The following is a 16139-nucleotide window of genomic DNA, read 5'->3' as shown; positions in this document are numbered from 1 at the left end:
GACGGGCCCGCTCGACCGGCGCCCGAAAATGGGTGGGAACGGCGGCATGGAAACAAGCGCGCCCCTGGATATCGTCATCGTCGGCGGGGGAACGGCCGGCTGGATGGTGGGCACGGCCTTGGTCAGCGGCCTGCGTCCGCATCAGGCGCGGGTGCGGCTGGTGGAGTCCGACGAGATCGCCACCGTCGGCGTCGGCGAGGCCACGATCCCAGCCATGCGCGACTACAACCGCTTCGTCGGCATCGACGAGGTCGAGATGATGCGCGAGACGAACGGCACGTTCAAACTCGGCATCGAGTTCCTCGACTGGGGCTTCAAGGGCTCGTCCTACCACCATCCGTTCGGGGTGCATGGCGCGGCCATCGGCGGCGCGGGCTTTCACCATCACTGGAACCGGGCGCGCCTGGCGGGCCACGACTTCGACATCGAGCAGTTCTCCTACGCCATCGCCGCGGCGCGGGACGACCGCTTCGAGTTCCCCAATCCGGATCCCGACAAGATCGATTCCACCTACAGCTACGCCTACCACTTCGACGCCAGCCTCTATGCGAAGTACCTGCGCAAGGTGGCCGAGGGACGGGGCCTCAAGCGCACCGAGGGCAAGGTCGTCGACGTCACGCGCGATCCGCTATCGGGCGACGTGGCCTCGATCACCCTGGCCTCCGGCGAGGTGATCAGGGGCGACTTCTTCGTCGACTGCACGGGCTTCCGCGGCCTGCTGATCGGCCAGACCCTGAACAGCCCCTTCGAGGAATGGACCGACTGGCTGCCCTGCGACCGGGCCTGGGCCGTGCCCTGCGCCCGCGCCGACCGTTTCACGCCCTTCACCCGCTCGACCGCCCGCGAGGCCGGCTGGCAGTGGCGCATCCCGCTGCAGCACCGCACCGGCAACGGCTACGTCTATTCCAGCCGCTACATCAGCGACGACGAGGCGGCCGCCACCCTGATGGCCAATCTCGACGGCGAAGCCCTGGCCGAGCCGCGCCAGATCCGCTTCAAGGCCGGTCGGCGAACCGCTTCGTGGACGCGCAACGTCATGGCCGCCGGTCTGGCCAGCGGCTTCCTGGAGCCGCTGGAGTCGACCAGCATCTACCTGGTCCAGATCGCGGTCATGAACCTGCTCAAGCTGTTTCCGGGCAAGCGGGTCGAGCCGGCCCTGGTCGAAGAGTTCAACCGCCGGGTCGACATGGAATACGACCGGGTGCGCGACTTCCTGATCCTGCACTACCACGCCAACACCCGCACCGACGGCGAGCTCTGGAAGCATTGCCGCGAGATGGAAATCCCCGAGAGCCTGAAGCACAAGCTGGAGCTGTTCCAGCATCGCGGCGTGGCGCCGAACTATCATGACGGCCTCTTCGCCCTGCCGAGCTGGATCTCGGTGCTGCTGGGGCAGGGCGTCCTGCCGGGCGGCTATGACCGGATGGTCGACAACGTGCCGCTGCCCCAGGCCCTGGCCGAGATGGAGCGCCAGCGGTCGGCGATCGCGCGGCGGGTTCCGGCCATGCCGACGCACGCCGACTTCGTCGCCAGCCATTGCGCCATCCCCGAGCGTCCGGTCGCGGAGGCCATGGCATGAGCCGGCCCGTGCGAACCGTCGTGGTGGTCGGCGCCGGCGCCCCGCTGTGGCTGACGGCCCTGGCCTTGCGGAAAGCCTTCGGGGCCGGCGGCCTGGTGGTGCGCGCCGTCGAGACCGCGCCGCCAACGCCGGGCCTGTCCCATGCGGGGCTGCCGGCCGTCGGCAACCTGAACCAGCTGCTGGGCCTGTCGGACGTCGAACTGGCTCGCCGTTGCGGCGCCGTTCCATCCCTCGGCCAGCGGTTCGCCGGCTTCGCGGGCGATGGCTCGGCCTTCCTGCACCCCTACGACACCCACGGGCATGCCGTGGATTATGTCGACTTCGTCCACCATTGGGTATTGGCGCGCCGGCGCGGGCTGAAGACCGCGCTGGAGGATTTCTCCCTGGGCGCGGCCGCCGCCAAGCAGGGACGGATCGTCGAAGGCGATGATCCTGGCCGACTGTCCTCGCCGGGCGTCGGCCTGCATGTCGACGCCGTGGCCTATGCCGCGCTGCTTCGCCAGCGGGCGCTGGCCGACGGCGTGAGCGTCGAGCAGGGCGCGGTGACCGATGTCGAGCGCGCCGGCGAACGGATCGAGGCCGTGGTCGTCCAGGGCGGCGCGGTGGTGGCCGGCGACCTGTTCGTCGATGTCGGCGACGGCGCCCTGATCGGCCAGATGCCCGGCGCGGGCTTCGAGTCCTGGAGCGCCTGGCTGCCGTTCGATCGCGTGCTGCCGCTGGCGGGGCAGCGCCTGAACACCTTGCCGGCCTACGCCCACATCGAGGCCGTCGAGGGCGGCTGGGTTGGGCTCTATCCGTTGCAGGACCATACGGCGGGCCTTGCGGTCTACGACTCCAGGGTCGCGGACGCCCAGGCCATGGTTCGTCGGGCGGAGGCTGTTTCTCCCCTGGGCTGGCGGCAGGGCGAGGCGCTGGTCCTGAAGCCGGGCATGCAGACGCGGCCCTGGATCGGCAACTGCGTGGCGCTGGGCGCCGCCGCCATTGCGCTTGACCCCTCAGACGCCGCGCCGATGCACGCCCTGCAGGCCGGGCTGTCCCATCTGGTGACGCTGTTCCCGGCCGACATCGACAGCGGCCCGGAGGCGCGGGCATACGGCGCGGCGATGGCGGCGCATGGCCGGAGCCTGCGGGAGTTCCAGGCCATGCACTATCACCTGAACCGCCGAGGCGGCGCGCCGTGGGAGGCCGCCAGAAGCGTCGAGCCGCCGGCCGACCTGGCCTACAAGCTGCAACTGTTCGGGGCCCGCGGCGTCGTGCCGACCCGCGAGGACGAGGCCTTCCAGCCCGCCAACTGGGCGGCTTGCCTGATCGGTCACGGCGTCATTCCGCAGGCGCATGATCCGTTGGCCGAGGGCGTCAGCGAGGCCGAGCAGATCCAGATCTTCCAGAAGATCCTGGGCCGTATCGCCGCCGATGTCGGCCGGATGCGTCCGCTGGAGTCCAGGCTGGCGGCCATGGCGCAGCGGCCTGCCGCGCCAGGTCCCGCACCCCTGCGGTTCACGTGAGCGAGGCGATCCGCGACATCGTCGTGGTCGGAGGCGGCACGGCCGGCTGGATGACCGCCGCGGCGCTGGCCCAGACCGTCGGGACGCGCCGCTATTCGATCACGCTCGTCGAGTCCGAGCAGATCGGCACGGTCGGGGTAGGCGAGGCCACCATCCCGATGATCCTGCTGTTCAACAAGGTGCTGGGCCTGGATGAGGACGTCTTCATCCGCGAGACCAACGCCACCTTCAAGCTGGGCATCGAGTTCGTCGACTGGCGGCGGCTGGGGCACAGCTACTTCCATCCCTTCGGCCTCTATGGCGCGGACATGGACGGTGTCGGCTTTCAGCACTTCTGGCTGCGCTGGGCTCGCGAGAGCGGGGACTGGAGGCACGACGCCTTCAACGCCGAGACCCTGGCGGCGGCGGACGGGCGGTTCATGCGAACGCCGCCGGCGCCGAACCTGCCCAAGATCAACTACGCCTTCCAGTTCGACGCTGCGCTCTACGCGGCGTTTCTGCGTCGTTACGCCGAGGCCCGGGGCGTGGTCCGGGTCGAGGGCAAGATCGCCGGCGTCGAACGGGACGGCGAAAGCGGCCATGTCTCGCGGCTGGTGCTGGACGACGGCCGGACGATCGGCGGCGATTTCTTCGCCGACTGCTCGGGTTTCCGCGGCCTGCTCATCGAGGAGACGATGGGGGCGGGCTATGACGACTGGAGCCGCTGGCTGCCCTGCAACCGCGCGGCCGCCGTGCCCTGCGCGCGGGCCGGCGAACTGACCCCCTACACGCGGGCCACGGCGCGCGAGGCCGGCTGGCAATGGCGCATCCCGCTGCAGCATCGCACGGGCAACGGCTATGTGTTCTGCGACGCCTTCATCGGCGAGGACGAGGCCGTGCGCCTGCTGGGCCAGCGGCTGGACGGCGCTGCCCTGGCCGATGCGAAGATCCTGAAGTTCACCGCCGGTCGCCGCCGCAAGAGCTGGATCGGCAACGTGCTGGCCATAGGCCTGTCGAGCGGTTTCCTGGAGCCGCTGGAGTCGACCAGCATCCACCTGATCCAGGCCGCCATCGCCAAGCTGCTGACGCTGTTCCCGAAAACCGGCTTCGATCCCTTCGTGGTCGACAAGTTCAATCGCGAGATGGCGCTGGAATACGAGCAGGTCCGCGACTTCATCATCGCCCACTACAAGGTCGGCGAGCGCGACGACACGCCGTTCTGGCGCTGGTGCCGCGACATGGTTCCGCCCGACAGCCTGGCCCAGCGGTTTGAGGTGTTCCGCGCGCGCGGCGAGGTGCTGATCGACCAGAAGGAGCTCTTCAAGGAGACCAACTGGTTCGCCATCCTGGCGGGGCAGGGGCTGCTGCCCGACGACTACCACGCCGTCGCCGACAAGATCTCGTCGGAGGAACTGGGGCTGCGCCTGGGGCGCATCCGGGCGGCGATCAACGAGCGGGTGGCCGGCATGCCGCCGCACGACCTCTATCTCGAGAAGGCGGGCCTTCTGGGCGCCGCCCGTGCGGGAGCAAGCATACCGGCCTGATTGGTCCGACCATTTGTCAAATTGGTATGACTTCCAGTTTGACAAATCGCCCGCGATCCCGCGAATGCTAGCGGTAACAAGCGCGCAGGCGCGGGGCTCGGGAGGTTTTTCGATGAGAGGTTTCGGCGCCTGGCTCGGTGCGAGCGTCGCGATGGCCGCCTTGCTGACGGCCAGCGTGGCGGCGGCGGAGATCCCGCGTCTCGAGAAGCACGGAACCTCGGCCCGGCTGGTCGTCGACGGCAAGCCGATGCTGATCCTGGGGGGAGAGCTGGGCAATTCCAGCGCCTCCAGCCGCGCCTACATGGCCAGGCACTGGCCGCGCCTGAAGGCGATGAACCTCAACACCGTACTGGCGCCTGTCTCGTGGGAGCTGATCGAACCGAAGGAGGGCGTCTACGACTTCTCCAGCGTCGACGACCTGCTGGCCGACGCCCGCGCCCAGGACATGAAGCTCGTCCTGTTGTGGTTTGGGGCCTGGAAGAACAGCATGTCGACCTACGTCCCGGCCTGGGTGAAGCGCGACCAGACGCGGTTTCCGCGCGTGAGGGCGCGGGACGGTTCGACGGTCGAGATCCTGTCGGCCTTCTCTGACAACACCCGCGCCGCCGACGCCAAGGCCTATGCCGCGCTGCTGGCCCATCTGAAGAAGGTCGACGGCGAGCGGAACACCGTCCTGATGGTCCAGGTCGAGAACGAGATCGGCATGCTGCCCTCGGCCCGGGAGCATGGCGCCGCCCCCGATGCGGCCTATGCCGGCCAGGTTCCGCCGGCGCTGATCCAGAAGTTGAAAGCTGGCGGCGAGGCGATCGAGCCGGAGCTGCGCGACCTCTGGAAGCGCAACGGAAGCAAGGACAAGGGAACCTGGGCCGCGGTGTTCGGCGCCGACGAGGCCGGGCAGGAGGTGTTCACCGCTTGGTCCTATGCCCGCTATACCGAAGCCGTGACCGCGGCCGGCAAGGCGGCCTATCCGCTGCCGATGTACGTCAACGCCGCGCTGAACCGCACGGGCAAGAAGCCTGGCGAGTACCCGAGCGGCGGGCCTCTGCCGCACCTGCTCGATGTCTGGAAGGCTGGCGCGCCCAGCCTGGACCTGCTGTCGCCCGACATCTACTTCCCGAACTTCAATGACCTGGCCGCGCGGTTCGTGCGGCCCGACAACGCGCTGTTCGTGCCCGAGGCCAACAACGCCAGCGCCCCGGAAACCCCGGCCAACGCCTTCTACGCCTTCGGCAAGCTCGATGCGCTGGGCTTCTCGCCCTTCGCCATCGAGAGCGTCAACGCCGAGGAGCACAAGGCGATCGCCGACGCCTACGACGTCCTGCGCCAACTGACGCCGGCCCTGCTGAACGCCCAGGGCAAGGGCGCCATGGCCGGCTTCAAGCCCCGCGTGCTGGAGGACGGAACCGTGCAGGACGCGCCGGTCAGCCAGGTGATGGGCGACTATCGCTTCGAGGTCGGCTTCATCGATCCCTGGACGCCCAAGGCCTCGCAGAAGCCGGCGACCCATGGGGGGCTGATCATCCAGACCGGTCCCGAGGAGTATCTGATCGCCGGTCGCGGCATCGTCGTCACCTTCGCCGGGGCTGGCGAGGGGCCATCGCTGGCCGGGATAGACAAGGCCGAGGAGGGCGTGTTTGACGCCCAGGGACGCTGGGTCCCCGGCCGCTTGCTCAACGGCGACCAGACTCACCAGGGTCGGCACATCCGCCTGTCGCCCGACCAGTTCCAGATCCAGCGGGTGAAGTTCTATCGCTATCGCTGACCAGGACGGGACCTCCGGGCGACCCCGGAGGTCCCGCGCCGTCAGAAGCTGTAGGTCACGCGGGCGTAGTAGTAGCCACCGTTGATCCCGAACGGCGAGAAGCTGGGATAGAGCGCCACGCCCGGATTGCCGGCCGCGATCGAGGCGGCCGTGCCCGCCGGGTTCAGGTTCTCCGGATAGATGTCGAACAGGTTGTTGGCGCCGATCGACGCCTTCACCGCATCGGTGACCCCGTAGGTCAGTTCCAGGTCGGTAATCAGGTGCGTCTTGATGCGGTCCTTGAAGTAGGTCCCGTTGACGTTGGTGTAGGCCCAGGCCTGGCCGTACACCGTGTTGGTCAGGCTCACCGTCCAGCGGTCCTTGGCGTAGACAGCCGTCAGATTGGCCTTGTAGCGCGGCGAGGCGTGTTCGAGGAAAGCGATGGCCGCCCGGTCGTAGAGCACGGCGCTGCCCAGGCCCGAGGGCGGGGCGGCGATGCGGGTGACCTTGGTCTGGTTGACGTTGACGCCCAGGGTCCAGTCGATCTTCCCGAAGTCTCCCAGATCGGTCCAGGTGGTAGCCAGGATCTCGACGCCGCGCGTGCGGGTGTCCAGGCCGTTGGAGAACAGGTTGATGCCGGTGGTGCCCACGGTGGGGTCGAGCACGTTGCCGTTGGCGGTGATGGCGTTGGTGATCGCCGCATTGACCACCGTGCCGCCGATCTTGCCGTAGAGCGCGCCGCTGCCGACGATGCGGTCCTCGATCTTGATCTGATAGGCGTCGATGGTCAGCGAGACGCGCGGCAGGGGCGCGGCCACGATGCCGAGGCTGAGATTGGTCGACTTCTCCGGATCCAGCCCGTCCAGGCCCAATAGTTTGGCGCCGGCCGAGCCCGGCGGCAGTTGCACGAAGGCGGTGGTCGGCGAGACGTTGGTGGCCGAATAGTAGAGCTCGGCCAGGGTCGGCGCGCGGAAGCCGCTGCTGACCGTGCCGCGCACCGCGAAGGCCGGCGTGAAGTCGTAGCGGCCGGTCAGCTTGGCGATGTCGGCCGAGCCGAAGTCGCTGAAGTCCTCGTGGCGGACGGCGAAATCGAGCTTCAGGTCCTCGATCGGCGAGGCGGCGAGGTCGGCATAGACCGCCCAGCTGTCGCGCTTGTGCTTGCCGGCGTCGGTGAGCGCGAAGCCCGGATAGGACTGCGAGCCGGACTTGTAGCGCGCGGCCGCGTCGCCGGCCTTGATCTCGTAGCTCTCGTTGCGCTGCTCGGCGCCCAGCGCGAGGGTCAGGGGCGAGGCCCAGCCGACCTCGAACTCGCGGCTGACGTCGAGATTGTTGGTCCACTGGGTGGAGATGAAATCGCCGGCGTGGAACTCGGTCGGGGTGGCGCCGGTGTCGGCATAGAGTTGCAGGTTGGCCGACTTGCGCACCCGCACCTCGTGGTCGTCGCGGCCGTAGGTGCTGGAGAGGTCGTAGCGCCAGCCGCCGAGGGCCTGGCCCTTGATCCCGCCGGTCAGGGCGTAGTCGGTCTCCAGCGTCTCCAGCATCGGGCTGAAGCCCTTGGGGTAGATCGCCGGCAGCCGGTTGGGCAGGCGGTAGTTCTCGTAGGCCGTGGCCTTCTTCACGCCGTAGGTGCCGAAGCTGTAGACCTCGAGCTGGTCGCTGGCTTTCCAGCCGGCCGATAGCGTGCCGGCGGTGATCTGGTAGCGGGCGTCGCCGGCGATGCGGTTCAAGTAGGGATAGCCGGGCAGGGCGGTCGGCCAACTCGGATTGGCCGCGACGGCGGCGGGGGCGATGATCCGCGCGTCCGGCGCGCCGCGGAAGCTGAAGTCGTGGAAGCGGTTCTCCAGCGTGACGTTGACGTAGGCGCCAGGCGCCGGCGCGAAGCCGGCGTTGGCCGACAGGCTGTAGGTCTCGCCGTCGCTTTCGTAGTAGGCGCCGCCGGTGGCCGAGGCGCTGCCGCCGTGGTCGTCGTCTTTCAGGATAATGTTGATGACGCCGGCGATGGCGTCGGTGCCGTACTGGGCGGCCGCGCCGTCGGTCAGCACCTCGATGCGAGCGATCGCGGCGGTGGGAATGAAGTTGAGATCGGCCGCCGCCGAGCCCTGGTAGGCCCCGGCCAGCACGGCGAGGTTGGCCGTGCCGTGGCGGCGTTTGCCGTTGATCAGCACCAGGGTCTGGTTGGCGCTGACCCCGCGCAGGCGTGCCGACAGGGTCAGGTTGGCCGCGTCGCCGCCGAAGGCCTGGGCCGTGAACGACGGCACAAGGTTGCTGATGGCGAGGCGCAGGTCGGACTGGCCTGTGCGCGCCAGGGCCTCGTCGCCGATCACCTGCACGGGCGCGGCGCTGTCGACGGCCCGGACCCCGCTCTGGCGGGTGCCGGTGACGATCACGGCCTCGACCGAGGCGACGTCCGGCGCAGCCGGTTCCGGCGTCGGATCGGCGAGCGCGGCCCCGCCCCACAGGGCCGTCGTCAAGGCGAGCGTCGACGCGCCCAGAATTTGGGTTTTCATCCTATCCCCCGATGAAAGTTCAGATTGTTGGGATGGGCGATCGGCCTGGGAAGCGGCCCCGTCGCGCGGCGGTTCTCGGGCGTGACGGCCGAACTGGGTTGGCCGCCACGCTCAGATTGGGTGTCGCTGGATGCCCGTCAGCGGGTCTTGGCGGCGACGAATTCGATCTCGACCAGGGCGCCGGGCAGGACGAGGCCCGCCACCTTCACCGTGCTGCGGGCGGGCTTGTTGGGCTGGGCGGTCGTGCCGAAGGCTTCGGCCCAGGCCTTGTTCAGGCCCGCGAAGTCGATCTCGCCGCCCTTGGCCGGATCGCCGACCAGGAAGACTGTGGCCTTGACCACGTCGCCATGGCCAAGGCCCTCGGCCTTCAGGGCCGCTTCCAGCTTGGACAGCACCGAGCGGGTCTGTTCCTCGGTCGTGCCGGGTTTGGCCTTGTCGGCGATGGTGGGCAGGGCGCCGCTGAGGAAGACGAGTTCGGTCCCAGCCGGGACGGCCACGGACGGGGTGATGGCGATCGCGCCGGACGATGGCGCGCGGCGGATTTCGGCCGCGCTTGCCGAGCCCGCCGTGAAGGCGGCGGTCAGAACAAGAGCGAAGGCGAGCTTGCGGATCATGGACGGGTCTCCGTTCGGGAAAGGGTGAGGCGGTCGGATCGGACGCGCTGGGCGATCAGGCCGACGGTGCGGCGAGCAGCGGCGACGCCGCCCTCCTGCCAGCTGGGCAGTTGCGAGAGGTGGGCGCCGGACAGGAAGATCCGGCCCTGCGGCTGGTTCAGCAGGCGGTAGGCGGCCGGGTCGTTGCCGTCGCCTTCCCAATGGATCCAGGGGCCGAGGTTGAAGGCCTGGCGGTTCCAGTCGATCACCAGCGGCGCCGAAAGCTCGCGGCCCTTGCCGGGATGCAGCTTGTCGATCGCGGCGCGGGTGAGCGCGACCTGCTCGTCGAAGCTTCGCGCCTGGAAAGTCCGGGCCGCCGCGCCCACGGTGTAGGCGCCGACCAGCAGGCCGCGCGGCTGGTGGAAGCCGCCGCTGGGGTACCAGACCAGCGTCGTCTCGCCGCCCACGAACGACAGGCCGCCATAGATCTGCTCGGCCTCCCAGAAGCGTGGCGCGTCGAAGGCTACCTTGGTGGCGTTGTCGTAGCGCGCGCCGGCGATGGCGGCCTGGACCTCGCCCGGCAGGTCGTTGGCGACCTTGGCCAGGATCGGCAGGGGAACGGTGACGACCAGGTAGTCGGCGGTCAGCTTGCGCGAGGCGCCGCTCCTGCGATCGCGGATGGCGACCTCGGCCACCTGCGGCGACTGGCGGAAGGCCGTAACCTCGGCGCCGAGCAGCAGCGGTCCCTTGAGCGCCTTGGCCAGGGCCTTGGGGATGGCGTCCATGCCGCCGGCGGGCTCCAGCATGGTCGCCTGCATGAGGATGTTCTCCTCGAACAGGGCATAGGGCAGGGTCTCGTCGGACAGCAGTTCGCGCAGGGCCAGCGGCGACCGCGCCACGCCGCGCTGGTCGGCCGCGCCGGGCGCGGTGACATAGCCGGACCGCTCCGACCCCCTGTAGGCGCCGCCGGCGTCGAGGTCGCCGTAGGTCTTCAGGAAGGCCAGCAGCCGCTCCTTGTCGGAGCCGGTGAGCTCCTGGTCCAGACCCCCGCCGCGCGTGGCCTTGGCCAGCAACTCGGAAAGGCCGCCGCGCAGGTCGTTGATCGCCTGGCGCTGCTGGATCGGCCTGCCGCCGAACGCCGCGTCCGACTGCAGGAGGCTGCTGCGGCTGGAATTGACCTCCACCTCCAGCGGCACGTTCAGGGCCTTGGCGTAGGACAGGGCGCCCTGGTGGTGGCTGGGCAGGCGGGCGGGGCCGGCGTTGAAATAGAGGCCGGGCGAGAAGGCGGCGGTCTGGGTGGGACGCTCCAGCGTGTCTACGCGGTCGCCGCCGCGGATGGTCCAGTTGCGGCCGCCGACCCGATCACGGGCCTCGACCACGGTGACGGAAAAGCCGGCGCGTTCGAGTTCGTAGGCGGCGACCAGGCCGGCGATCCCGGCGCCGAGGACGACCACCGAGCGGCCCTTGCCGAAATCCTTCGGCAGGTCAGGCGCGTCCTGGGCGAAGGCCGTCGATGTCAGGCCCAGGCCCTGGAGGGCCGCGTAGCCGGCTGCGAAGCCTCCAAGAGCGAAGGCGCGGGTGATGAACGAGCGACGGCTGACCAAGATTGAGAACGCCCCGAACTAGAACCTCCCCAAGAAGCGGCCGCCGCCGAAGCGGCGGCCCAGGTGAACGCGGGGAAGTCGCCAAAGAAGGAGAGCGGCGCGCTGCGTCGCCTCCGAGTGGTATTCGGCTGCCGTCTCGGTTGTTCTGGTATTCAGAAAAACTACGTTCGCTTGAGGATCGGCTTTCAGCGTTGCGTCTGAAATTGTTTGTGCATTGAATTTGATGACTAATCAGATTGCCTGCGCATGCCGTATCGCACTTGCGCGGCCTTATGAGTAATTCTGCATCTCTTGATGAGGCGTGGGTGGTTGAGCGGCCGTCATCGGCGCCGATGAGCGCGGCGGCTACATCGCCCAGCGCAGGCCCAGCCGGAACTCTCGGCCGGTGTGGTGGCGATAGGTCGGAATGAGCGTCCGGTCGCTGAACTGGCGCTGATAGGCGTCAGTCAGGTTGGCGGCCTCGGCCGTCAGGGTCAGGCGTGGCGACAGCGTGAGCCGGGCGGCGACGTCCAGCGTGGTCAGCGGATCCACCCCGTCGACGTCGCCGCCGTTGGGAGCGGGGATGGTGGCGAGATAGCGGCTGCGATGGCTGAGCGCGGCGCGCGCTTCCAGTCCACGGCGCTGGTAGGCGAGGCCGATATTGGCCGCCACGCGCGGCGCGCCCAGGGCGTCCTGCATGTCAACCCAGGCGCCGCTATGGTCGAGCAACCTCACCACGGTGCGCGTGTAGGCCGCCGCGCCCTGGAAGCTCCAGCTTTCGCCAAGCGGGGCGCGGAACGAGACCTCCGCGCCCGTCAACCGACCTGGACCGGAATTGATCGGACGCGAGAACTGCCAGATCGGCAGGCCGGGCGAGCAGTCCGGCGCTGCCCCGCAGGCCTCGAGCGCGACGCTGTCGGGCAGTCCGAACGGATTGGTCGAGAACGGGGCGGGGCGGGTGCTCGTGCCCTGCACGGTGGTGGCGATGGTCTTGCGATAGACGGCGGCCGAGACCTGCACGCCCTGGCGTGGTCGCCAGTCGATGGAGAGATCAAAGGCGTCGGCGCGCGTGGGGCGCAGGTCCGGATTGCCCGACGAGACCGACTTGGCGCCGGTGGTCGAGACACTGACGCCAGGCCGCAGGCTGATCAGGTCGGGCCGCACCATCACTCTCGCCGCGCCGAGGCGCACGACGATGTCGGGCGACAGGCTCCAGGCCAGGTTCAGCGACGGCAGGGTGGACCAGTAATCGTTGGCGGCGCTGGTCCAGCGCGCAACGGCGTCGGCGCCGACGTCGAGACCGGCCGCGTCGACCTTGGTGCGGATCATCCGCACGCCCGCTTCCCCCCAGAAGCGGCGCGAAAAAGAGCGGGGCAGGGCCAGTTGCAGGAAGGCCGCGTCGGAGCGTTCGGTGACATCGTAGTTCAGGCCCGCGACGGGCCCCGGGCCGAGTTCGAAGCCTGGACATCTACCTGTCGCACAGGCCGCCGCGAGCGCCGCCCGGGTGTCGATCGCCAGCCATTGCGCGGGGGCGCCGACGACGCCGAAGTCGACGCCCTGGCCCACGAGGCGGACATAGTCGACCAGGGACAGCGCGCGCAGGCCGGCCGGAAGCTCGGCGTTGATGTTGCCGATCCCGCCGTCTGACCGCATCCGGGCCGAGCCGACGTTGCGGTAGGTCTTGGCCAGCAGGCCGACGCGCCAATCCACCGGGCCGGAGCGGTTTTCGAGGTCCAGCGCCAGCGACCGATAGCTGTTGTCGACCCAGTTGGGGTCGGATCGGAACTCGCTGATCGTCCAGGCGCCGGGCGTGGCCAGGGCGGCGTTGCCGAAGTCCAGCGCCGGACGCCTCTTGTCCGAGAAGTCGTAGGCGAAGCCGTCGACGTCGAACTGCTCCAGATAGAGCGTCTGCTGCACCGGATTGCTGAAGTCCGATCGGCTGAAGCCGGCCAACAGCCGGCCTTCCAGACCCTCGCGAAACCGGTGCGTCGCCGCCAGGGTGGTCTGGCGGAAGATGGTGTTCAGCTCGTCGCGACGGGCCTCGGAGCGCACGTCGACATTGTCGAAGCGGCCGGCGATCAGCACCGGCTTGCGGCCGCCGAACAGGGCGATATCCGCTGCGGTGACAGCCACGGCGTTGATGCCGCAACGCGGATCGGGCGGCGCGGCGCAGGCGCCGGGCGTGCGGAAGGTGAAGCTCTCCAGCAGATTCTCGCGACGGCTGGAGCGCAGCTCGGCATAGATCGTGTCCAGCGCGATGCGGGTGGCGTCGTCCGGCCGCCACTCCAGGGAGCCGGTCAGGCCCACGCGCTCCTGGTCGATCTCCATCAGTTCGAGCCGGGGAATGCGGGCGTGCAGGGCGGCGTTGACGGCGGCGAGGTCGAGCGGCGCGGCGGCGGACCCGAAACCGGGCGCGACGGCGAAGCCGGTCTCCCACTGGCCGGCGCTGGCGCCGGCCTCGACCACCGAGCGCCCGGAATAGGCGGCCGAGACCAAGACCCCCAATCGGCCCGCGGCGTCGCTCCGCGACAGAACCGCCGAGACCCTGGGTCGGGCTTCGCGCGACAGGGTCTGGTAGCCGGCCTCGACGATGAACACCGCGTGGCGGCGCGGCAGCTCCAGCGGCGAGCGGGTGCGCATGTCGATCGTTGCGCCGAGAGACCCTTCGTCGATGTCGGCCGAGGCGGTCTTCTGCAGCCTCACCTGCTTGAACAGGTCGGCGGCGAAGATGTTGTAGTCGAAGGCCCGGCCGCGATTGGTGCCGCCGACGGCGTTGCTGGCGCCGAAGGTGGCCAGGGTCTCCATGCCGTTGACCCGCACGCGCGTGAAGCGGCCGCCCACGCCCCGGACGGCGATCTGGCGCGCCTCGCCGGCCTCGGGGCCGGCGGCCACCCCCGGCATCTGCCGCAGGGCGTCGCCGAGGCCCAGCGCGCCGGCGCCGCGAAGCTGCTCCTCCAGCAGGACGTCGACCTGGGCCGGGGCGTCTCGCGCCTGTTCGGTGGCGGGCTCGGCCAAGGGGCGGGCCAGCACGCTGATCGGCGTGACCAGGGTCGGTTCTTCGGATTGGAGAGCGCTGGGGCGAACTGGCGAGGACGGTGCGGTCGTGATCGCTTGGGTGCGGCGCTTCAAGGTCACGACGCCGGAGGACGAGATCGAGAAATCCAGGTCCGAACTCGCCAGAAGCGCTCTCAAGGCCTGGTTCAACGACATCGATCCCGACAGGCCCGGCGCGCGGCGGCCGGCGGTCAGGGCCGAGGGGGCGGCGATCACCGCGCCGGTGCGCGCCGACACCGACAGCAGGGCCGTGGCCAGGGGCTGGGCCGGCTGGTCGAAGGCGAAGGATCGTTCGGGCGTCGCCGCCAGGACGGGGGCGGCCATGAACCAACCCGCCGCCATCGCCCCGATCGCGGGAGCAGCCTTCATCTCGGCGGCGAGGAGGTGGTTCCGGGACGGACGTCGATTGTCCGCTGGCCGCCGGAGGAGCGAACGCTGACCGGCAGGATCTCGGGCAGGCTGGCGATGAACCGGTCGGCCTGGTCGAGCTGGAAACTGGCGGTGATCCGGAGGGCGGCGGCGCGGGGCGTGACCTGTAGTCCGGCATGACCCCGCGCGACCAGGTCGGCCACCACGTCGCCCAGGGGCGCGTCGGCATAGGCCAGGCGTCCGGCGCGCCAGGCGGCGGCTTCGGTCGGGGCGGGCAGACGGCCGCCCTGGGCGCGGCCGTTCTCGACCAGCACATAGTCGCCGGCCGCCAGCCTGGCGACTTCCTTGCGCGCCTCGCCCTGATAGACGGCCACCCGGCCTTCCTCGACCGCCACGCGGACCTGGCCGCTGGCGCTGGTGCGCGCGTCGAAGCGCGTGCCCAGCACCTCGATCTCCGTCTCGCCAACCTCGACCTGGAAGCGGCGACCCTCGGCCTTGCGGACGGAGAAGAAGGCCTCGCCCCGTTCCAGGACATAGCGGCGGTCGTTCCAGCGCGAAGCTGGAACCAGGCGGCTGCCCGGCGCAAGGACGGCCGTGCTGCCGTCCCTGAGGTCGACCTGACGCGGTTGCGCGCCGGTCTCAAGCGCGGCGGGAGGTTGGGCGATGAACACGGCGGCGAGCACGCAGGCGGCCAGCGCTGTCACTCCGCCGATCCAGGCGGCCGGACGGGCGAGGGGCTTGCGACGCGGCTGGAGCGCGGGGTGCGCCAGGGATTGCAGTTCGCTCAACGCCAGCAGCACGGCCTCGGCTTCTTCATAGGCGCGCGCATGCGCCGGATCGGCGTCGAGCCAGCGGCGCAGATCGGCCGAGCGCTCCGGCGGGAACGGCTCGCCCGACACCGCCAGGGCCCAGGCCCGGGCTTCCCGCCCGATCGGCGAGTCAGGATCGACGGTTGCGTTCACGCGACAGGCCCCTGTAGTCGATAACGCCGCGCGCCAGGGCGCGCTGGCAGACGGCGGTGGTTTCGTCGATGGTCTTGCGGACCAGGGCTTCCGAGACGCCCTCTCTGCGGCCGATCTCGGCGAAGCTGAGGCCTTCGATGCGGCTGGCCGCCAGATAGCGGCGATGCCGGTCCGGCAGCCCCGCCACCACCTTTTCCAGCAGCTTCAGGTCGTCGCGCGCGATCAAGGCCCTTTCCACATCCGGGGCGTCGTCCGGCTCCAGCGCCGGCGCGGAGGCGTCCAGCAGGCGGGCGGTGCGCTGGCGACGCCGACGACCGTCGAGCGTCAGGTTGATGGCGACGCGGAAGACGAAGGCACGCGGGCTTTCCAGCGAACGGTCCGACGGCCGTTCCCCGAGCTTGAGGAAAGCCTGTTGGGCGACGTCCTCGGGATCGGGCGGGCCCGCCCCGAACCGCGCGCGCAGGAAGGCGCACAGGTCGCCCCAGTCCTGGGCATAGGCGCGCCGATAAGCCGATCGGTCTTTCCACAGCTCGTCATTGCGAGCTTCTGGCCGCTCCGCCGTCGACACGAGGTCTCCCCAAACATCCGGTCTCGCCGGTTGGCGCGACGATGCTGGTGAAAGTCCGCCCGATCAATGGACGGCGAAAAATTATGGATCAGCGGTCGTTTTCTTGTGCGGATCGCAGCTCGCTGGACGTCGTTCAGTGTCGGAAAGAAAAGCGG

General features: G+C 69.7%; 10 protein-coding genes. 4 read left to right on the top strand and 6 right to left on the bottom strand.

The features are described 5' to 3' along the window. The first annotated feature begins 46 nt into the window (after positions 1-46). The 4 genes from V6S85_RS07865 (at position 47) to V6S85_RS07850 (ending at position 6369) form a co-directional block, all read left to right on the top strand. A complete protein-coding gene (locus V6S85_RS07865; protein ID WP_334348595.1) occupies positions 47-1579 on the top strand; it encodes a tryptophan halogenase family protein in 1533 nt (510 codons plus the stop codon). After that, complete coding sequence (locus V6S85_RS07860) at positions 1576-3084, top strand: tryptophan 7-halogenase (protein WP_334348594.1); 1509 nt, start codon at positions 1576-1578, stop codon at positions 3082-3084. The genes V6S85_RS07865 and V6S85_RS07860 overlap by 4 nt, the downstream gene beginning before the upstream one ends. Next, complete coding sequence (locus V6S85_RS07855; RefSeq protein ID WP_334348593.1) at positions 3081-4607, top strand: tryptophan halogenase family protein; 1527 nt, start codon at positions 3081-3083, stop codon at positions 4605-4607. Before V6S85_RS07860 ends, V6S85_RS07855 begins: the two co-directional genes overlap by 4 nt. Before the next feature lie 112 nt (positions 4608-4719). Beyond that, positions 4720-6369, top strand: a complete 1650-nt coding sequence (locus V6S85_RS07850) for a GH35 family beta-galactosidase (RefSeq protein WP_334348592.1) — start codon at positions 4720-4722, stop codon at positions 6367-6369. 41 nt (positions 6370-6410) lie between these two features. Here V6S85_RS07850 and V6S85_RS07845 read toward each other — a convergent pair whose 3' ends face one another. The 6 genes from V6S85_RS07845 to V6S85_RS07820 form a co-directional block, all read right to left on the bottom strand. Continuing rightward, positions 6411-8855: a TonB-dependent receptor plug domain-containing protein gene (locus V6S85_RS07845; protein WP_334348591.1), complete on the bottom strand. Its 2445-nt coding sequence runs from the start codon at positions 8853-8855 to the stop codon at positions 6411-6413. Between the two features lie 137 nt (positions 8856-8992). Further along, positions 8993-9469: a Rid family hydrolase gene (locus tag V6S85_RS07840; protein ID WP_334348590.1), complete on the bottom strand. Its 477-nt coding sequence runs from the start codon at positions 9467-9469 to the stop codon at positions 8993-8995. Continuing rightward, positions 9466-11052 (bottom strand): flavin monoamine oxidase family protein, encoded by a 1587-nt coding sequence (locus V6S85_RS07835; protein ID WP_334348589.1) that lies wholly within the window; start codon positions 11050-11052, stop codon positions 9466-9468. Before V6S85_RS07835 ends, V6S85_RS07840 begins: the two co-directional genes overlap by 4 nt. 345 nt (positions 11053-11397) lie before the next feature. Further along, positions 11398-14409 carry a TonB-dependent receptor gene (locus V6S85_RS07830; protein WP_334348587.1) on the bottom strand — a complete coding sequence of 1004 codons (3012 nt, stop codon included), beginning with the start codon at positions 14407-14409 and terminating at the stop codon, positions 11398-11400. A 41-nt stretch (positions 14410-14450) separates the two neighbouring features. After that, positions 14451-15416 carry a FecR family protein gene (locus tag V6S85_RS07825; protein WP_334348586.1) on the bottom strand — a complete coding sequence of 322 codons (966 nt, stop codon included), beginning with the start codon at positions 15414-15416 and terminating at the stop codon, positions 14451-14453. Continuing rightward, positions 15394-15984 carry an RNA polymerase sigma factor gene (locus V6S85_RS07820; protein ID WP_334348585.1) on the bottom strand — a complete coding sequence of 197 codons (591 nt, stop codon included), beginning with the start codon at positions 15982-15984 and terminating at the stop codon, positions 15394-15396. The genes V6S85_RS07825 and V6S85_RS07820 overlap by 23 nt, the downstream gene beginning before the upstream one ends. Positions 15985-16139 lie beyond the last annotated feature (155 nt).

Origin of the sequence: Caulobacter sp. CCNWLW153 (assembly GCF_036889365.1) — a bacterium.
GTDB lineage: Bacteria > Pseudomonadota > Alphaproteobacteria > Caulobacterales > Caulobacteraceae > Caulobacter > Caulobacter radicis.
Note: the sequence above shows the minus strand (reverse complement) of the source record. Positions and strands in the feature narration are given on the sequence as shown.